17 protein-coding genes are annotated in these 18,156 nt (G+C 43.7%); 5 read left to right on the top strand and 12 right to left on the bottom strand.

Translation table 11 applies throughout. The features are described from left to right. Positions 1-77: 77 nt before the first annotated feature. Positions 78-752 (bottom strand): pyrimidine 5'-nucleotidase, encoded by a 675-nt coding sequence (gene yjjG, locus OH463_RS11090; protein WP_005445424.1) that lies wholly within the window; start codon positions 750-752, stop codon positions 78-80. Positions 753-901: 149 nt separating this feature from the next. On the opposite strand from yjjG, the gene OH463_RS11085 reads away from it, so the two are divergent. Then, complete coding sequence (locus tag OH463_RS11085; RefSeq protein ID WP_009705076.1) at positions 902-1,810, top strand: LysR family transcriptional regulator; 909 nt, start codon at positions 902-904, stop codon at positions 1,808-1,810. A 43-nt stretch (positions 1,811-1,853) separates the two neighbouring features. Here OH463_RS11085 and OH463_RS11080 read toward each other — a convergent pair whose 3' ends face one another. Together OH463_RS11080 and OH463_RS11075 are read right to left on the bottom strand one after the other, a co-directional pair. Then, positions 1,854-2,171, bottom strand: coding sequence for a DnaJ family domain-containing protein (locus OH463_RS11080; RefSeq protein ID WP_009696887.1), 318 nt, complete (start codon positions 2,169-2,171; stop codon positions 1,854-1,856). Between the two features lie 23 nt (positions 2,172-2,194). Further along, positions 2,195-2,812: a TetR/AcrR family transcriptional regulator gene (locus OH463_RS11075; protein ID WP_244663320.1), complete on the bottom strand. Its 618-nt coding sequence runs from the start codon at positions 2,810-2,812 to the stop codon at positions 2,195-2,197. A gap of 185 nt (positions 2,813-2,997) precedes the next feature. Between OH463_RS11075 and OH463_RS11070 the strand changes: the two genes are divergently transcribed. Continuing rightward, positions 2,998-3,180, top strand: coding sequence for a hypothetical protein (locus tag OH463_RS11070; protein ID WP_005445428.1), 183 nt, complete (start codon positions 2,998-3,000; stop codon positions 3,178-3,180). A 69-nt stretch (positions 3,181-3,249) separates the two neighbouring features. On the opposite strand, the gene OH463_RS11065 is transcribed toward OH463_RS11070, so the two are convergent. The 6 genes from OH463_RS11065 to OH463_RS11040 form a co-directional block, all read right to left on the bottom strand. Continuing rightward, a complete protein-coding gene (locus OH463_RS11065; RefSeq protein WP_269991255.1) occupies positions 3,250-7,371 on the bottom strand; it encodes a zinc-dependent metalloprotease in 4,122 nt (1,373 codons plus the stop codon). Positions 7,372-7,402: 31 nt separating this feature from the next. Next, positions 7,403-8,269 (bottom strand): hypothetical protein, encoded by an 867-nt coding sequence (locus OH463_RS11060; protein ID WP_045487056.1) that lies wholly within the window; start codon positions 8,267-8,269, stop codon positions 7,403-7,405. 1,038 nt (positions 8,270-9,307) lie between these two features. Further along, entirely contained in the window at positions 9,308-9,541 is a 234-nt protein-coding gene (locus tag OH463_RS11055; RefSeq protein WP_005445432.1) for a hypothetical protein, read from the bottom strand. A 39-nt stretch (positions 9,542-9,580) separates the two neighbouring features. Then, entirely contained in the window at positions 9,581-10,399 is an 819-nt protein-coding gene (locus tag OH463_RS11050; RefSeq protein WP_009696883.1) for a hypothetical protein, read from the bottom strand. A 120-nt stretch (positions 10,400-10,519) separates the two neighbouring features. After that, a complete protein-coding gene (locus OH463_RS11045) occupies positions 10,520-11,074 on the bottom strand; it encodes a sugar O-acetyltransferase (protein WP_009696882.1) in 555 nt (184 codons plus the stop codon). 113 nt (positions 11,075-11,187) lie between these two features. Continuing rightward, the gene (locus OH463_RS11040; protein ID WP_009696881.1) at positions 11,188-11,586 is read right to left on the bottom strand and encodes an OsmC family protein; all 399 of its coding nucleotides are present in this window, start codon (positions 11,584-11,586) and stop codon (positions 11,188-11,190) included. A gap of 185 nt (positions 11,587-11,771) precedes the next feature. Between OH463_RS11040 and msrB the strand changes: the two genes are divergently transcribed. Then, positions 11,772-12,914 carry a peptide-methionine (R)-S-oxide reductase MsrB gene (gene msrB, locus OH463_RS11035; protein WP_009696880.1) on the top strand — a complete coding sequence of 381 codons (1,143 nt, stop codon included), beginning with the start codon at positions 11,772-11,774 and terminating at the stop codon, positions 12,912-12,914. 41 nt (positions 12,915-12,955) lie between these two features. Then, a complete protein-coding gene (locus tag OH463_RS11030; RefSeq protein ID WP_005453360.1) occupies positions 12,956-13,102 on the top strand; it encodes a DUF2256 domain-containing protein in 147 nt (48 codons plus the stop codon). Positions 13,103-13,151: 49 nt separating this feature from the next. On the opposite strand, the gene OH463_RS11025 is transcribed toward OH463_RS11030, so the two are convergent. Genes OH463_RS11025 through OH463_RS11015 form a run of 3 tightly spaced genes read right to left on the bottom strand, consistent with a single transcriptional unit; the run spans position 13,152 to position 16,755 of the window. Beyond that, positions 13,152-13,859, bottom strand: a complete 708-nt coding sequence (locus OH463_RS11025) for an SDR family oxidoreductase (protein WP_050904288.1) — start codon at positions 13,857-13,859, stop codon at positions 13,152-13,154. Then, positions 13,859-15,403 carry a cryptochrome/photolyase family protein gene (locus OH463_RS11020; RefSeq protein ID WP_269991405.1) on the bottom strand — a complete coding sequence of 515 codons (1,545 nt, stop codon included), beginning with the start codon at positions 15,401-15,403 and terminating at the stop codon, positions 13,859-13,861. Before OH463_RS11020 ends, OH463_RS11025 begins: the two co-directional genes overlap by 1 nt. Next, complete coding sequence (locus OH463_RS11015) at positions 15,403-16,755, bottom strand: DASH family cryptochrome (RefSeq protein ID WP_269991254.1); 1,353 nt, start codon at positions 16,753-16,755, stop codon at positions 15,403-15,405. The genes OH463_RS11020 and OH463_RS11015 overlap by 1 nt, the downstream gene beginning before the upstream one ends. A gap of 298 nt (positions 16,756-17,053) precedes the next feature. Between OH463_RS11015 and gefA the strand changes: the two genes are divergently transcribed. Next, complete coding sequence (gefA, locus tag OH463_RS11010) at positions 17,054-18,067, top strand: diguanylate cyclase GefA (protein WP_005453351.1); 1,014 nt, start codon at positions 17,054-17,056, stop codon at positions 18,065-18,067. Positions 18,068-18,156: the final 89 nt, after the last annotated feature.

Raw genomic sequence — 18,156 nt, 5'->3', positions numbered from 1 at the left:
TGACACAAAACAGTATCGATAAAAACAAAAAAGCGCTGAGAAATCAGCGCTTTTTCCGTTTATTTCTTTACTTAAGCTTAAGCGATGAGGATGCTCTTAAGCTCATTCAACGATTCCACCGTGTAGCTTGGTGCAATGCGCTCATCCACACTTGCGCCTGTGGTGTTCAGCCAACATGTTTCAATACCGAAGTTGTTACCACCCAAGATATCAGAATGCAGGTTGTCACCCACCATCAAGACGCGCGTCTTACACGGGTTACCCATTTGTGTCATCGCGTACTCAAAAATGCCTAGATCCGGCTTGGCAATACCGACTTGTTCAGAAATCACCACGTGCTCGAAGTAATCGCTCATACCTGTGCGTTCTAGACGAATCGCTTGCAGCTCGGTAAAACCATTGGTGATGATGCCCATTTTGGCTTTACCTTGCAGCGCTTCCATCAACTCTTTCGCACCCGGCAACAAAGTACAGATGTCTGCCATCGCTTCTAAGAATGCTGTGTTGAGATCCGCCGTTGTGGTATTGAGCTTTTCTGCCCACTCAGTAAAGCGTTTGTGCTTGAGCTCATCTGCTGTCACTTTACCATCTTGGTAATCTACCCAAAGTGGCTTGTTGACCGTTTGGTAGTGGGCAAAATCTTGCTCGGTGAAGTCTACGCCTTTGCGAGAAAACATTAGCTGCAAACCTTTGAAGGCATCAAAGTGAAACAAGGTTTCGTCAGCATCAAACAAGATCCAATCGTATTTCATTTTCTTCTTTCCAATATCCAGGTCGTTTTCTGCCACATAGTCTAATTGTTTTCTTCTTGAAGGTAATCTCTATAATTGGAAAATGATTGTATCGTTTTTCTCAACAATATGACTAATAATAGATAACCCCAATAACCTAGGAGCACACCGTGAATGCCATTGCGTCACTGCCAGTATTTGTCGCTGTCGTAGAATGCGGCAGCTTTTCCCTTGCAGCCAAGCAGTTGAACCTCACCAAATCGGCGATCAGCAAACGCATTAATCAACTCGAAGATGACCTCGGTATTCGCTTGCTTAATCGCACCACAAGAAAGCTCAGCTTAACCGAAGCTGGACGTCGATACTTCGAGTACGCTTCACAAGCAGTGAACCTTGCTCAACAAGGTGTCGATGCCGTTTCCGAGTTGCAAGGCTCACCGCAAGGTAGGCTCAAAATCACAGCCCCGATGTCTTTTGGCGTTTTGCACGTTGCGCCACTTATCAGCGAATTTCTTGCACGTTACCCGAAAATTGAGGTCGATTTGCAGTTAGAAGACGCCATGGTGGATTTGGTTGAACAAGGCTTTGACTTGGGGATTCGCATCGGCGAACTTGCGACTTCTAACCTTGTCGCTAAACGCCTTGCTCCGTGTAAAAGCGTGCTGTGTGCCTCTCCCGAATACCTAGAAGAATTTGGTGTACCAACCAAACCAAGCGATTTGGTGACACACAACTGTTTGCGTTATTCGTATTTCCGAGGCGGCGTCGAGTGGATGTTCATCAACAGCGGCAACGAATACAAGGTACTGCCAAAGGGCAACTTTGTGGTCAACAACAGTGAAGCGATTCGCCAGTTGCTATTAAGAGGGTCTGGCATCGCCCAATTACCGACTTTTATCGCCGCGAAAGACTTTGCAGCCGGTAACTTAAAACCGCTAATGGAAGACTTCTCCCTCCCAGAGCATGCCATCTATGCGGTGTTTCCAGAGCGTAAGCACATGCCATTGAAAGTGCGAGTGTTCATTGACTTCATCAGCGAAAAACTCGGCACTGATACACCGTACTGGGATCGTTATTGATCGATTCGAATACCCACTGACGAATACACATGTTTTGCTGAGATCAGTTATTAGCCTCAATCAGAAGATCTTTCTTCAACTTAAGCGCCATAATTTCCTTTCTCAGCACTTCTTTCGTTTCAGGATCTTCTGAGCTTTCGAATTCTTTCTGCTTCTTCTCGATAAGCTGCATCATTTGCACCGCTGGCGGTAGACAGTTTGCGTCTTTAAGAATCTTCATACCCATTCGGTGCTCAGCGGGTGTTTTAAAATAGTCTTCAAGGTCGAGCTTTTTACCTCTGTAAGGGTTGTCTTTCAGCTCACCTGTTTTTTCAGCATTGCGAATCCAACCACCGATCGCGTTATCAATGTATGACGACATATCCACCTCTCGAGTAATGCGTTCTATTTGTAAACGGCTTTGAGACCTTCGATCGTGATTCGAATACCATCATCGAAGTACTTGTCATAGTCCACGGGCTTAGCTTGACTCATTAACCACGCAAAATGAGGCAGTTGCTCGGCGTCCAATTCAGGAAAAGATTGAGGTTCATTGCGTGCAGCTTGTTCTTGATGCTCAACGATGTCCGTTACTCGCGTATAAACACTCGCAAACGCCATAAAACCAACTTCTGCTTCAAATTTGGCCTCTCTGAAGATACCTAAAATATCGTTGACGATGATGCTTGAAGCCGGCGTGAAACTTTGGCTATGGCGAATAAACGCGACCGAACCCGGAATAGACATAAGTGCTTGTCTAAAGTTTTTCGCAAACGTGTAAAGGTATGCTTCCCAGTCTTTCTCTTGCGGCAATTCGACTTTCCCTAGTACATAGTCGCAACATAAATCGACCAACGCTTCTTTAGAGCCAACATGTCGGTACAGTGCCGTCGCGCTGACCCCCAATTGTTTGCCCAGCGCATGCATGCTTACATTTTCTAACCCTAGGTTTAAGGCACACTCAACCACGTCTTTTCCAGAAATTTGCGCAGGACGCCCTTTACTGCTTTTTTCGCTCATCATCGTCTCAAAATAAATAGTTAACACCATTAAGTTAATGCCATTAACTTAAGCTGTCAATACTGCGATTTATGCAAAACGACGTACCACCTTATTTGGTTAATCTAATGTTTCATTTTTAACAGGTGCGCAACCGCTGTAGGAGCGCTAACTTAAGTAGCACGTCAACCACACCGGAGCGTGAAGCTATGAAAGTACTGATTCAATACACCCAAGCGGGTAAATATCGTGACCAAGCGTGGGAATCACTGACGCTAAAAGCAAAAGGCGAGATTCAAGCCGTGACGCCTTCTTATGCCGCTCAGCTTATTGAGCAAAACAAAGCGACGCTTGTAATGACCGAAGACGAACAAGTGATCTTCCATTCTTAATCTAACAGCGACTGACACTAAAAAGGCCTGCGTTTCTGCAGGCCTTTGTTTTTATTGGTTGAGGTTTAATTACTCAAAATCACTCGCTTCTGGCAGACGATCTAGCATTTCATAGTACTCACCGGCTACCGTACCGATGTCACCACGAATGTACGCTTGGATTAGATTCAGATCTTTCAGCCATAGATCTTTGTCTGCATCCGCAGACGCGACATAGCCAGCATACACATTATCAACTGCAAACATCATGTCTTTTGTGTAGTTGTTATAAATCAGAGCCATTGCGTCAGTGTAAGCTTCAAATACTTTTGTCGTCTTATGTGCTTTGCCACCTTTATAACTTAATGTTCCTGCAACTGAATCCATCACAAGATCACCTGAAGTCAGGTTCGCTCTCACAAAGTTACCGAATGAAGTACTAAACGTCAGCACACCTGCTGCAATGTCTGCATCAATGGTAGTTTTCATTGCATTTACCATTGGAGCATCCAGTAGCAATACCGCATCGTGGTATGCAGGAAGAATCGATGTACGGAATGGTCCCCATGCCTTTTCAATGTCCGAAGCAATCTTGCTTAGTTGTACCGAATCGTAGTTATCCAAGTAGTTTTTCAGATCGTAGCCTTCGCTGGTAACTAGCTGATTTGCGTAATCATAAGCCAGTTTGTTGGCTTTCGTTGCCACAAACTTCTTACCATCAATTACAAACTCTACTTTGTCACCTGCAATAATACCGTAGCGATCTTGTTGTTTAGTGAATGCATCAAACTGCGCTTTACCACGAGCCTTAACTTTGTAATCGTCAGACTGCATTTGGCTAACGCCCATTTCAAGGATCACATCACCGATACGTTCACGACTGACTGCGTCAATGCCCAAGAATCGATAAATACCACGTGGCATTGGAGGTAAGGACTCCATTTGCTCAGTAAGGTGTAAGTTCACCGTGGTACCTTTTAGGTTGGTGTATGGCTTACCCTCTTTATCTACCAGCGCGACAGGCGTGCTTAACGCATCATTTGCCACAATGTTGCCCATGATATCTTCATATTCAGCTTGAACACCTGGTAGGTCCAACAACGAAGCAAAGCTCACTTCATCGGTGTAGCGGTTAGAGAATCGACGTGCCAAGAAATAGCTCGCAAGCGCTTTGTCTGGCCAGTAACCCAACACTGACACGGCGTTTGACCAAGGGTAATCAGGGTCAAAGCTGCCAATAGAGTTCAAGAAGCGTCCGTTTTGTGTCTCTGCAACCGCCTTGTAACCTTCATCGGCATCTTCAATGAAACGCGCCGCTAACTCATCAAAACAATTTGCTGCCGACAAATCGTAATCCGCCGGAATTTGGTGTGAGTTATTATCCAGCAATTTACCAAACGAAATCACTTTTTGATTGCCTGACGCATTTTCAATCACACATTGGTGCTCTGGTGTACGCAAAACATCAAGGAAGAACGCTGCTGATTTCTTCGCACCATTAGCGTAGTCACAGAACCATGAGTTATCTGCTTTGCCTTCACTACAGTATTGAGGGTTTGATGCTAGGCGCAGCAAGAAATCGCCTGGCTTATCTGTACTAGCGGTATAACCTAAGTTGGTGTACAAGTTATCGATGCGTTCGAGATCTTCCACCTTGTCACGAATCGAGTTCATCTCAGAATAGCGGCGTAATAGGTAACCTATGTAATCTGTGGAGTACAACCCTGTCGTTCCGTAAAGCTGCAAATTGCGGCGGTCATAACTATCAAGGTAGTTTTGCCATTCATAAGAGACAATTTCTTCTAAGTTTGTCCCTTCATCAAAACGGTTACAGTCGCTGTTTAGTGAGACGTTACCATCAGTACAGAAGTCATATGACTTACGCTCAATCTCATTGACTTTATCAAGATAATAGAGCACACCGTAACGCGTCTTTGCCTTAAGTTCCGAGTCATCAGACAGTGCTGCAGTGTCAAATCGGCTAAAGTCACAGTTGTACAGAGATTTGCCACTGTCTGTGCCCGTTAACTTCTTAACTTCAGAACACACCATGAGTGCATCATTCTCAGCGTTATCACCAAATCTGTAGGCGAAGCTTTGCTGATAGTCTTGCAGTTCTTTTAGGTAGCTGTTGTATGCTGCTTTCGCTTCATCGCTAGCGTCGTCTGCTGGCTTCGCTACAGGTGTTGGAGCTGAGCCCGAAGATACTTGAACGGTTTCAACTTTACGACCATAACCGAACTTAAACGCTGCAATATCGTACAGACCCCATGTTGGTGTTTCATCCAACATACTCGGCGCGTAGTCCATGGTTGAGCTGTACGCAGGAATATTATTCAAGCCCAGTTGATGTGCTTGCTCTAGCGTGTAGTAGTTTGATTTGTCATTCGAACCTTTAAAGTTATGACGTAAACCTAAGTTATGACCAAGCTCATGAACCAGCGTATTACTGTAAGTCGCTACAGTAATCGCATCTGCCGTTTTAACCTGCAGATCTTTTGGTAGGTGTTTCCAACGCTTAAGCTCTCGAGAGACTTCTTTGCCAGCATCATCTAGCTTGATTTCGAAGTAACGGTCGTCATCCAGTTTCAAATTATCAAGCATGGCTTTGCTGGTTGAAGAAACCCACGATGCTTCGATTGGGTAAACATTGTGCTCCGCCCAGAAAGATAAACGGTTTTCTTCTGTTGCGACCACCTTTTCAAAATCTAACTCATCGCTGAAGGTTTTCTTTAGCTCCGTTGGCGCTTTAGTCGCTGCTTTGCTTGTGGTCATTTCTTCTTTTGACACAAGAGGCGCAGGAATACTTTCGTCCGCTTCCAGCTTCGCGATTGCCGCCATAGTTGAGAGCGACTCAATTCTCTCTGAAACTTCTGATGTTGTTGTCGCGGAGCTTGTCGTTGGTAACGGATCGAGACCGTCTAAGTCCAATTGATTACGGTTGTAGAATCGGGCTAGGTTATCCCAGTAATAAGGAACCCCAGTTCTTGCCACACCAGCGTATTGGTTTACGTGACCTTTGATGATCTCACCCGTCATTGGGTTAGCAACGGAAGGACCATAACCTAACAAGCCGTTCGCCAGCGGCTCATCCACCAAGTTGATCACGTTGTAACGCAAATCACCCGGGTGTATACCTGCACCTTTGGTTTTGTTTACGATTTCAATTTCTGGCTTGCCAGAATCCGCACCAAATAATCTAAGTGCTTGGTTCATCTTATCGATGGATTCAAGCGTCGCATCTAAGAAGATTTTGTTTTTCTCTTCAAAGAAGTTATCGGTCAGATAATACTTGATTGAATCTTGATCAGGGTTGAAACGGTTCAGGTACACCACATCACGATCATACTTGTTTGTGATAGGGTTAAGCTGCTTTGTCTCAGAGACAAAGAAACCAATGTCATTCTCGTCACCAATAGGATATAGAACCGGTTGGTAGTCTTTGGTTGCCACCACACTCTCGTGCATTAGAGAGTAATAAAAACGAGATTTAAACGCGCCATCGACCAGCATGTCGTCAAGACCCGCTTTGGTATCTTCGTTGATGTAGGCTGACATGTTATCCAAGTCAATGCGGAACGAGCGCTCAAGTTCGAAGTTTAACGTGCCCTTCTCTGGATCAAAATCCCATGAGATTACGCGCGGCGAACCAATTTCGGTTAGCCCATCCGTGATCCCATACAGATCTTCCATATTGAATTCGGCGATCTCAAGATCTTCCGGACGCGGAGTAAAGTGGGTCTTACTCTTGTAGTTTAGACTCGCATCCTCGTTAGTTTCTTCTTTGTTCGTACAGTCACCGTGACCATCTTCTTTACAGCGGTATGCTGCAAAGTCACCAGGAATAGTCAGAACATGTGCAAAGTTAACATCGTCATCATCGGCAACGAACTTCTCCTCGCCACAATAGTTGTTCGCGTCTTTGGTCAGATGTGCGTCTGGGTAGTTTTTGTCGTAATTACGAACTTCCAGACCTTCTTTACTGAAACACAGCTCAACATAACGAGGCGAACCTTGTAAAAATGGGAATTGGTTTAGCGCGAATCTTGGTGCTGCACCAGTTGTTGGTACGTAGAACCAACGACCGTCTTTTAGGTCTTTAACCGCGATTTCTTTTGCATCTCTTTCGACATAGTCATAAGCCTGATCGTCAGCACCACAACCGGCAAGTCCGGCAGTGATCGCTGACACCAGAGTTAATTTTTTAAACATGGTTTGGATATCCTTAATTTTTGTTATTTTCCTAGAAGGAGTAAGCAACAGAGGCGATGTATGACGCTTTCTCTTGGTCAAGCAGGTCGATATTGCCCAGCGTTCCTCGTTCCGCATCTTGATAGAAGCCGGTAGAGGATGCTGCCAACGTTAGTGACCAGCTCTTGTTGAATTTGTAGGTTCCGTATAAGGCACCTTCATACTGCCAACTGCTCCGTCGAGTCCCTTGATAACTGATGGTGTTACCACCTAAAGCCGTGATGCCCAGAGAGAACGAATCCCAAGACTTTTCAGCGACAGAAAACAGTGAATAGGTCCACTCTGTGAGTGAGCGACCGCCATTCGTTTTGTACTTGTGGAAGTTCTTTTTGAGTCGTGGCGCGATAGAAAAATCAACGCTCCACAAAGAAAAAGAGACCGGTACGGCTAAACGAAAAGCTGTTTGTAGCTCATCGTTTCGCGAGTCTTCTGAGGTAGGTATGGTGAACTGACCTGCAACAGCAATTTTCCCCGTTTCACCAAAGCGATACAGATTCGAGTATTGCAAGCCCAGTACTGAATCCGTTGCATAAGTTCCAACTTCATCTTCTAGAGCACGGTAACCACCGGCAGAAAAGAAAGCTTTGATGTCTTTTGAAATCGCGTAGTTGAGATCCCCGCCCCAAGAAAAGTTGCGAACGGAGCGATAGTCGTCTTTGTCGTAAATATTTGTATCGTAAGAGAGGTAAACGGACCCACTTAGTTTACAAACTATACATGACGACTCTCCTTCATTTTGTGTAGATTCGATCCCGCTGCTATCAGCTACGTTGTTTTCTTCTGCGAGTAACGGCATTGAAAACAGCGTACCTAACAGCATCGCAAGCGGGGTCATCGTCCACTTAGTTGTGTGCTGCATGTTTTTAAACTTCCATGAAAATTAAGTTCATTAGAACAAACTTAAAGACAAACAGATTATTGGAATGACATTCTAAATAAGTAACAATCAGACCAATAAACCTATCAACCATAAGATTTCTCGTATGGTTAAATCCTTATTCTATTTTTGATAGATCTATTTTTAGTTATTTGTGCTATTTGAAATTTATAACTCGCGATAAGTCAACGTTGTTACAATATAACGATTCCATTTTTAAAAATTGCACAATCATATAAAGCAATCGTTGTCGTCATTACTAAAAATGACAACAATACCGATCTTTATCAACAACTTACAAAAACAAGCTTTGAAAGAGACAGAAATGAGAAATACATGTTAATAGAACAGATGCATTTATGAGAACATCATTCCGTTATAACAATCCTTGTTATGTCATTTTGGTAGGCTAATTATTTAATCTTATAACTGAAGAATACTAATAAGAGAAATCATCAAAACCATCCGTTGTTAATAATGAATTTCGCATTTAAAACAAAAGATGGAAATAATATCAAATTCGAGTTTTCTAATATATTGACGTAACCCAAGAGTAGTTTGAATAGAAAGTCACCCATTAAGGTCGATAAAAATTACACAAACATTCACAAAATGAATAATTAAAGGCAGAGAACTCTAATTACAACACAAATGGGCTGCATATCTGTGAATTTATATTCATTTAACTATTTTTTATAAATTTGCATTTTATGTGATAAAAATCACAACAATGTGAAACAAAAGACACAAATGTCAATAAACTTAAGCATCAATTATCTCATCAACTCTCAAAAATGAAGGGAAGCTTAAGGTTGTCTTTCTCTGTTCTTCTTACAATAAAGTTTGAATTATTTATCAACAATAGCAGTAGGTTAGCGCCGGCAGTCTCTCATAAAAAACTGAGTAGCAGGCATGGAAAGACGTTAAGAGTAAAAGCACTAACTCAATAAATTTCGGGTTTGAATATTCAGCGAATCAAAACGCACACTTATGCTCTGGGTAAGCTGCCAAGGCGACAGCTTAATCTTGAATGGTTTTGTTACCACAATTTTCACAGATCAAATGACGAGAAAAATCGTCCATCGAAGCTAAAAAAGCACCGAAGACAGCACTTTTGAGAAACCCAGTAATGAACTCTTTCTTCCCGCGGTTTTTATCACCCTCAAAAGCACTTTTCTTTCTAACTAAAACCACAACGTGGTGCGTTTCCACTCCACATTTAGGACACAGAAACACTTCTGTCTTTCTTGACATATTAGCCTCCTAGGTAGGTATTTCTTAGCAACGTAACGATTACCATGACCGTGCATCAACTTTGGCTCGCAATGCTCGAGCATACTCGGTTAACAGCCTTGCATTGTCTGCGCTTTCAGCGTCTCCACAAACTCGACCTTGATAGGTAATATTGGGGCTGGAATAGATAGGTACTATGTTCTTTTCGTAGCTCATGATGGTTCCAGAGTCACCACATAATGCAGCATGAGCATACCGCTTGATCTGTAACTGGTTATCCTCAGCGGTCATGGATTCAAGTGTTCTACCTTGAACTTGAGATGATAGCGTTTCTAAATCATGTTGTGCCCATGCTAAGTGCCCTAGTTCATGCTCCAAAGCTAGTGGACCAGCTCGTACATCGGAAACCACGAAGTTAGGAAATAAATCAACCCATGTTTCTGCTATTTTGTACTCAAAATCAAAGTAACTGCTGTCCTCACTTAACACCAACACGACATAGAAATTTGGTTCCTGATACGCACGTTCCAACAAACTGCTGTGTTGCAGGTTGAGTTCGTAATGTGAAGACAACATATCTTCAGGTTTAGCGTTGTGAGCATCAAAGAACTCATAACCAGCGCTCTTACGGATCATAGGAACACATGAGTTTGCGAGAATAAGATTCGAAAGGGCTAAATCTTCGCCGATTCGCTCTTCCAAGGCTTCTATGCTGAAGTCATTGAGAATTGAATAGTCAAATACGAATTGAACCCAAGTCTCCACTTTTTCTTCGTCAGCGCATTGCGAAAGTACGAGCTTTTGAGAGTCAAAATAGAGCAAAGCACTTACGAACGCCGTCCCCACAATTAAGCAAATACTTACAACTTTCAGCTTCATACATTCTTCTTATGAATTTCATAGACAAAAAAATAAGCATATGAAATTTATAAATTAATGAAATTGATATGTAAACAAGCGCTTATTGACTATGAGAATAAGCGCCATGAGTAAGTGTGGTTATTCGTCCTCGTTTAGACGACGAATCAATTTGGCTGGCGTTCCACCATATAAACTATCTGGCGGCACATCACTGTTCACCACTGAGTTGGCTGCAATCACAGAACGAGCGCCAATGGTTACGCCTTGGTTGATGACTGAGTTCCCGCCAATCCAAACGCTATCTTCAATCGTTATTGGTTTACAAAACGTTTCCCATTTTAGTCGGCTACGGTAATCCAGCGAGTGAGATGCAGTGTAAAGCTGAACACTTGGTCCAATAAGCACATGATTACCAATGGTGATTTTAGCGCCATCAAGCATCACGACATTCATATTGATAAAGGTCTCTTCACCGATTTCAATCGTTTTACCAAACTCACAATGGAACGGCGCACGGATGATGCTCATCCCAACCTTGCCAAATAGGTTCTTTTGCAGTGCATCACGTTGGGATTCATCGGTGTTGCCATTGAATGCCATCAATGCATGAGTTGCGTGGGTTCGAATCGCATCAATTTCTTTGTCTGCGCCATCGAATACTTGGCCTGACATCATTTTCTCTAGTTCGGTCACAGGATCTTTCCTACAGCTTTTAACGTAGCTAGGTTAATGCAAAAGAGGAATAAAAAAAGAGAAAAGCACGCGCTTTTCTCTTTCCTATTTTATTTAAGTGGCACTAGGGTCGGTTACACGATTTCCCAGCTGTGAGTCATCTCTACGCCCTTACCGAGCATCAGGCACACGGAACAGTATTTCTCTAACGAATCAGCAGCAACTTTCGCTACGATTTCTGGATCTAAGGCTTCACCCGACACTTCAAAATGAATGTTCACTTGAGTAAAAATACGCGGTGCCGTTTCACGACGTTCGGTTGTGAGCTTCGCATTAACAGAAGCCACTTTCTGACCTGCTGACTTCAATCCATCAACCACATCAACAGAACTACAACCACCAGCAGCCATCAATACCATCTCCATTGGGCTTGGTGCAGTCGCACCGCCATTGCCATCCATCACAACGGAGTGACCAGATTGAGACTGACCTAGGAATTTAAAGTCTTCGACCCATTTTACTTCTGCTTGCATGGTTTCCCTCATTATTACTTCTGTCTCATCGGCAACCTATCACCAATGAGCGTTTGTTTGGTGCCATTACTGTAGCCCTCCGATATAAAAGGGCAAAGAATTTTTCACTATTGTTGCAATTTTTTAGCTCTAACTTCTGTCTCCTTACGTAACATTCATTGAGAAAAATGACGTTTGAGGAAGTTATGAAGAAAGTATCTAAGCTGTTGGTGGGATTCTCATTCACACTCCCTGTACTGTTCATCTTATTAAGTAAAACAGGCACTGCCGATACCATGGATAAGGTGAACGCATCTGGCAAAACCGACATTGCTACTTTGGCTGGCGGCTGTTTCTGGTGTACTGAATCAGATTTAGAACAATTACCGGGTGTGTTGGACGTCGTATCTGGTTATTCAGGTGGTGATTTAGCAAATCCGACCTACCGACAAGTCTCTTCTGGCAAATCTGGTCATATAGAAGTGATTGAAGTGAAGTACGACCCAAGCATTGTTAACTACGAGCAAGTTTTGGATTACTTCTTCCGCCATATCGACCCGACTGACGACAAAGGCTCATTCGTCGACCGTGGTCCCCAATACCGTCCTGCAATCTTCTACCATAATGCGGAGCAAAAACAGATTGCTGAGCAATTTATGATGGAAATCGACAAGGCGATGATTTATCCGAAGCCACTTAAAACGGAGCTTATTGAGTTTGAAAAGTTCTACCCTGCGGAGTCTTACCATCAGGATTACTACAAAAAGAGTGCCCTGAAATACAAATATTACCGCTATGCGTCAGGTCGAGATAAATACCTAGATGAAGTGTTTGGTGAGGATCGTAAAGACAACCCAAAAACACTACGCGAGCTTATCAACGAAAAAGATCTGATGACAAAACTGAAGGTCTATGAAAAACCGTCTGATAAAGAGATCAAAGCGAAGTTGACTGATCTGCAGTACTACGTAACACAAGAAGAAGGCACAGAGCGTCCCTTTAACAACGAGTACTGGGATAACAAAGAAGCGGGCATCTATGTGGATATTGTCACTGGTGAGCCACTGTTCTCATCGACGGATAAATACAAATCAGGTACAGGTTGGCCAAGCTTTACTAGACCAATCAATCCAGGTTACATCGTTGAGAAGACCGACTTTAAATTGGTTTATCCACGAACAGAGATTCGCAGCAAGTTTGGCGATTCGCATATTGGTCATGTTTTCAAAGACGGACCAAAACCAACAGGGTTACGTTATTGCATGAACTCAGCAGCCATGAAGTTTGTACCAGTAAGCGAAATGGCAAACCTAGGTTACGACGATTATCTGTACCTATTTGATAACTAAACTCGGTTAAGACAACGAATTAGGAGTGAACATTCAGAACGATGAAAGGTTTTAAATCCAACCTTCCCATAAAAGTCTGTCCAGTCTGTGAGCGCCCGTTTTCTTGGAGAAAGAAGTGGGCGCGAAATTGGGATGAAATCGTTTATTGTTCTGAGCGTTGCCGAAGAAGAAAATCAACGAAGACGTAGGTCACTCCGAACCTCTCTAGTGCGTATTTTGCCCCAGTAAGTACAATCTTTACCAAGGCAGTAATGCGCCATCATAAGCCCAAAACGCCCCGCTATCTTGCGGGGTTGCTTTTTCTATTAACCCTAGCAAATCCTTTGCCACTCGCTCTGGCGTGAACAGTTTTCCCTCTGGCACATTGGTTTGAAAAGGCGCAGACAACGCCGTATCGGTGGTTCCCGGATGGAGCGCGAGTACCGTGCCATGCTTGAGCATTCTTTGCCATTCGATTGACATGGTTTTAAGGAACATATTCAACGCGGCTTTTGAGGCTCGATAGCTATACCAACCGCCCAATTGGTTATCGTTAATACTGCCAACTTTAGCAGAAACAGCCGCGAACTTAGGCTGTGTGCTGCGTTTGAGCTTAGGTGTAAAGTACTTCGCCAGCAGTAAACTGGGCAAGGTGTTTACCATTATCGTTTGCTGGAAAAAGTCTGCGTCGAGAGAACTCAAATTCTTCTCCGGACCTTTCTCTTGGGAGTGCAACATACCCACGCAGTTCACCAACCAATCAACATGCTCGATGTACTCACTGAGCGCTTTCACCTCCTCATCTTGTGTCACATCCACTTGATGCCAAATAACATTGGGATGATGCCAGTTGGGGTGTTGCCTACGATAGGTCGCGTGAACACGAGCTTGAGGAAAATGTTCCGCCGCGCACGCAACCATGGCAAATCCAATTCCGCCATTCCCACCTACGATCAATATTTCCATTACAAGGTCTCCAAATTTTCCATGTGGTGCTCCGCGGTTTCAAGGATAGCTTGTCGTTGCTGTGGTTCCATATTGTCCCAAGAGCGGAAAATCATCCCGATACGAGGATTGGTAGCCAATCGCTTGTCATGCTTGTTCATAAAACGCCAATACAAGCTGTTGAATGGGCATGAACCTTCACCACTGCGTGCTTTGTTGTCGTAATGGCAGTCCTTACAGTAATCACTCATTTTATTAATGTAAGAACCACTAGCTGCATAAGGTTTAGTGCCGACAATACCTCCATCAGCAAACAGCGCCATACCACGTGTGTTTGGCATCTCTACCCACTCGATCGCATCAACGTATATACCGAGATACCATTCATCCACTTGGGATGGTTCGATCTCAGTTAGCAAACAGAAATTACCAGTGACCATTAAACGTTGGATATGGTGCGCATAGGCGTAGTCAAGGGACTGACCAATCGCATTACGCATGCACGCCATTTTTGTTTCGCCATTCCAGAAGAAATCAGGCAGTTTTCTGCTCGCTTCCAGTTCGTTCTTTTTCGGGTAATGAGGCATGTTCGCCCAGTACACTCCGCGGATGTACTCTCGCCAACCTAAAATCTGGCGAATAAAACCCTCAACCTGAGAAATATTAATGTCTGGGTTTGAATGGAATGCCTTGAGTGACGCATCAATGACTTCTTGCGGGTGTAGTTGTTTGCTGTTGAGAGAAAACGAAATCCGACTGTGATACAAACTCCATTTAGCGTCGTGTTGCCCAGTCATCGCGTCTTGAAAACGACCAAAAAGAGGCAAGCAAACTTGGCAAAAATGAGCAAGTAGAGACAAGCTTTGAGCACGGTTAATCGGCCACAATAAATCCCCTTCAAAGTGCCCTATCGTTTTAATTCCATGACGTGTTAATCGCGCTTGTATCTCACTGACATCGGTACTAAACATTAAAGGTTGTGGCAACTGCTCAATATCTTTAGTTTTGAGTTTGTTGCGATTATTCGCATCATAGTTCCACTTCCCCCCAACAGGTTTGCCATCTTGCATTAAGATGTTGAAACGCTTGCGCATGCGGCGATAAAAGTGCTCCATCATGATGTGTTTGCCTTGCGGGAACTGCTCTTCGATCTCTTCAAACGGCAACAAAAAGTGCTCTGAATCAACGCAACGCGTTACTACGCCATTGAGCTTAAGTTTGGCAAGTTGTTCCAATAATCGGTATTCATCAGGGCGTTGATATTCAAACTTGCTTGCACCAACTTCGCTGACAAAATGCTGGAGAAGTTGCTCAAGATCCCCAAAAGATTGGGTATCATCCAACGTAAGATGCAAGACTTGATGACCTTCGCTCTGACGCTCTTTCGCAAACTTTTCCATTGCAGAAAAGAACGCACATACTTTTTGAATGTGATGCGTCACATACGTGCTCTCTTGCTTTAACTCTGCAATCAAATAGAGAACGTGGTCATCAGGTTGCTGAAACCAAGTATGTTCGCAATTGAGTTGATCACCCAAGATCAACCGAACGGTATCAAACTGCATCATGATTTCTCCGTAGAAGACGCATTGCCATGACTTTCCATCGCAATCGGCCAATCAACCATGTCCACATTATCCAAACGTGCACCATCACAATGCCCATCCCACTTATCAATAAACTCATGGTTGGGGTCGTACATTTGCGTCTGCTTTTCAAGATTGAATTGCCTTGAACCACGAGGGTCCGCACCAACGCCTGCGAGGTATTGCCAATTTCCCCAATTTGAAGCCACATCGTAATCAATTAATTGAGACTCAAAATATGCAGCGCCATAGCGCCAATCTAGCCCTAGTTCATGTACAAGGCAGCTCGCGACCAGTTGTCTGCCACGATTCGACATGTACCCAGTTTCATTGAGTTGATGCATACACGCATTAACGAGCGGGAATGGCGTCTCGCCTTTTTTCCATTGTTGGAAACGATGGGCGTAAAAGCTGGTCAATGGCGTTTGATTGCGAATCCCACCAAAATGAAACAGCTGCCGACCATATCGTCGCGCATACCAATAAAAGTACTCACGCCACAGCAATTCAAAGTAAATCCAATACGTCGAATCATTAGCACCATAATCCGCTTCATAACGCTTTAACATGTCCACGATCCTTTTCGCCGAAACACAGCCATGTGCTAACCACGGGGAGAATTTAGTGGAATAGTCCATGCCATCTAAACCGTTGCGTGTCTGTTTGTATTCACTCGCAAGAGGCGAATCAAAATACCGACGACAATGCTCAAGCCCCGCATGCTCTCCCCCAGCAAATGGCATTGGCTTTAAGTCGCGAGTTAAGCTCAATGTTGGTAAAGAGAGACCTTTGGGTAGTGGCGGAAGTGTGGATACTCTGTCGGCAGGTTGCGAAATAGATAGCTTTTCTACTTGCTTACGAAACTGAGTAAAGGTATCAGGTAGCGCATTGAGACTGAACGGGAGGTCAGCCAACCTAAATAAACTTCGCACTTCGTGCTGAACAACCGTTACGTGGCGTTCCTCCGCCTTAATTTCTTCGATGACATTTTGCTCGTCGCAACCCGGCATAGCATCAACGTAAAGCCTTGTAACACCAAGATTTTTTAAGGCATGTTTTAATGCTTGATAAGGATGCAAGTCGACAACAAGCAAACGTTGTTCAAGTGCATTTAAAGACAGATTTAGGCAGTGTAATGACTCATCTAAAAACTGTCTTTTTGGCTGACCAAGCTCGGATGTTTGAGCATAGTGCGCCAAAAATGGTGAAACCTTGAGATAACAGTAAAGACAGATAAGAAAATCCACTTCTTCTGCAGCTTTGGCCAGATTTGGGTTGTCATGCAGTCGCAAATCATTGGTAAACCAATACAGTCCTATTGTTTTGTTCAAACGAAGCTCCTTTTGGCACTTTTCTGTTATGCGCATGCCAGATTCTACGAACCTTAGTTGGTCAAGATCAGCACTTCGTTTACATTGCTCAAAACTCCATCACTCAAACTTTTATGGTAAACAGAATGTTACGAAGGATTTTATGAAATTTTAAAATCAAGACTAATATTCATGAAACCATTTGATTATTTGCTCATATTTTTTAAGAAAACCAAGCAAAAATGACAAAAAATAAAGCGATATTGTTTTATATCCGTTACCCTTAGCTTAATTCCATTTTGCTTGTAACACTGCAGAAATGACCGACGAATTTAAGAAATCAACCGCGAATCTAAAAAAAGCGGTACCACTGATGATAAAAAACCACGTAGCGGCAACACCAGCCAACTACGCACTGTGGTACACCTACGTAGACAAAACTATCCCAGAGCTGAATCAAGAATTAGATATGGTTCTTGAGAACTATGACGTCTGCCCACCAGCAATGCATAAGCAGCTCTATAACAGCTATGTTGCGAGTAAAGCAGAAACCAGCTTAGAAGAACTCAAAACAAATGTAGAAGTGCTTTTGGGCGAAGTCTCTAGCTCGATGACTGACACGATTACCGACACCTCCTCCTTCTCCGACATGGTGGATAAGAGCTTTAACAAACTAGAAAAAGTTGAAGACAATAGCCTCAGCATCGAAGAAGTGATGAATGTAGTGCGTCAGCTTGTTGCAGAGTCTCGTGAAATACGCCACTCGACGAAGTTCCTAAATAGCCAACTCACAACGGCTAGCGAAGAGATCTCTCGCCTTAAGAATCAGCTAGCAGAAGTGCAGAAAGACGCCTTGTTCGATGGCTTATCCAACCTGTATAACCGTCGCGCTTTCGATAACGACCTGCAAATGCTGATCGATAACAACCAAGCAATGACGCTGATCATGTTGGATATCGACCACTTCAAAGCATTCAATGACAACTACGGTCACCTATTCGGAGATACCGTGATCAAAGCTATTGCTCGTCGACTGCAACAAAGTTGTCGTGACGGCATCAGTGCTTATCGCTTTGGTGGTGAGGAGTTTGCCCTTATCGTACCAAACAAGTCACTGCGAATCGGTCGACAATACGCTGATACGCTTCGCCGAATGATTGAAAAGCTGCGTGTTCGTGACAAACGTTCAGGGAGCCAAGTACAAAGCATCACCGCCTCTTTTGGTGTTGCAGAATTTGAAGTTGGTGACACGCTCGATAGCATCGTAAACAAAGCTGATAAACAATTGTATGAAGCGAAACAACTCGGTCGTAACCGCGTAATGCCGCTTTAACACAGTCAAAACGAACAGGCGAAAGCCATTCAAACTGGCTGAAAATATAAACAAAACCCCAAGCAAGTGCTTGGGGTTTTGTCTTTCTT

This window comes from Vibrio sp. NFR, assembly GCF_027587095.1.
In the GTDB taxonomy this organism is placed as follows: Bacteria; Pseudomonadota; Gammaproteobacteria; order Enterobacterales; family Vibrionaceae; genus Vibrio; species Vibrio harveyi.
This window is presented reverse-complemented; position numbering and strand designations above follow the sequence as displayed.

Excerpts from the sequence above, each read along its gene's own strand:
- OH463_RS11050 (WP_009696883.1), bottom strand. The coding sequence starts at position 10,399 with ATGAAGCTGAAAGTTGTAAGTATTTGCTTAATTGTGGGGACGGCGTTC.
- OH463_RS11070 (WP_005445428.1), top strand. The coding sequence starts at position 2,998 with ATGAAAGTACTGATTCAATACACCCAAGCGGGTAAATATCGTGACCAA.
- OH463_RS11040 (WP_009696881.1), bottom strand. The coding sequence starts at position 11,586 with ATGCAAGCAGAAGTAAAATGGGTCGAAGACTTTAAATTCCTAGGTCAG.
- gefA (WP_005453351.1), top strand. The coding sequence starts at position 17,054 with ATGACCGACGAATTTAAGAAATCAACCGCGAATCTAAAAAAAGCGGTA.
- msrB (WP_009696880.1), top strand. The coding sequence starts at position 11,772 with ATGAAGAAAGTATCTAAGCTGTTGGTGGGATTCTCATTCACACTCCCT.
- yjjG (WP_005445424.1), bottom strand. The coding sequence starts at position 752 with ATGAAATACGATTGGATCTTGTTTGATGCTGACGAAACCTTGTTTCAC.
- OH463_RS11065 (WP_269991255.1), bottom strand. The coding sequence starts at position 7,371 with ATGTTTAAAAAATTAACTCTGGTGTCAGCGATCACTGCCGGACTTGCC.
- OH463_RS11025 (WP_050904288.1), bottom strand. The coding sequence starts at position 13,859 with ATGGAAATATTGATCGTAGGTGGGAATGGCGGAATTGGATTTGCCATG.
- OH463_RS11020 (WP_269991405.1), bottom strand. The coding sequence starts at position 15,403 with ATGCAGTTTGATACCGTTCGGTTGATCTTGGGTGATCAACTCAATTGC.
- OH463_RS11055 (WP_005445432.1), bottom strand. The coding sequence starts at position 9,541 with ATGTCAAGAAAGACAGAAGTGTTTCTGTGTCCTAAATGTGGAGTGGAA.
- OH463_RS11030 (WP_005453360.1), top strand. The coding sequence starts at position 12,956 with ATGAAAGGTTTTAAATCCAACCTTCCCATAAAAGTCTGTCCAGTCTGT.
- OH463_RS11060 (WP_045487056.1), bottom strand. The coding sequence starts at position 8,269 with ATGCAGCACACAACTAAGTGGACGATGACCCCGCTTGCGATGCTGTTA.
- OH463_RS11080 (WP_009696887.1), bottom strand. The coding sequence starts at position 2,171 with ATGTCGTCATACATTGATAACGCGATCGGTGGTTGGATTCGCAATGCT.
- OH463_RS11075 (WP_244663320.1), bottom strand. The coding sequence starts at position 2,812 with ATGATGAGCGAAAAAAGCAGTAAAGGGCGTCCTGCGCAAATTTCTGGA.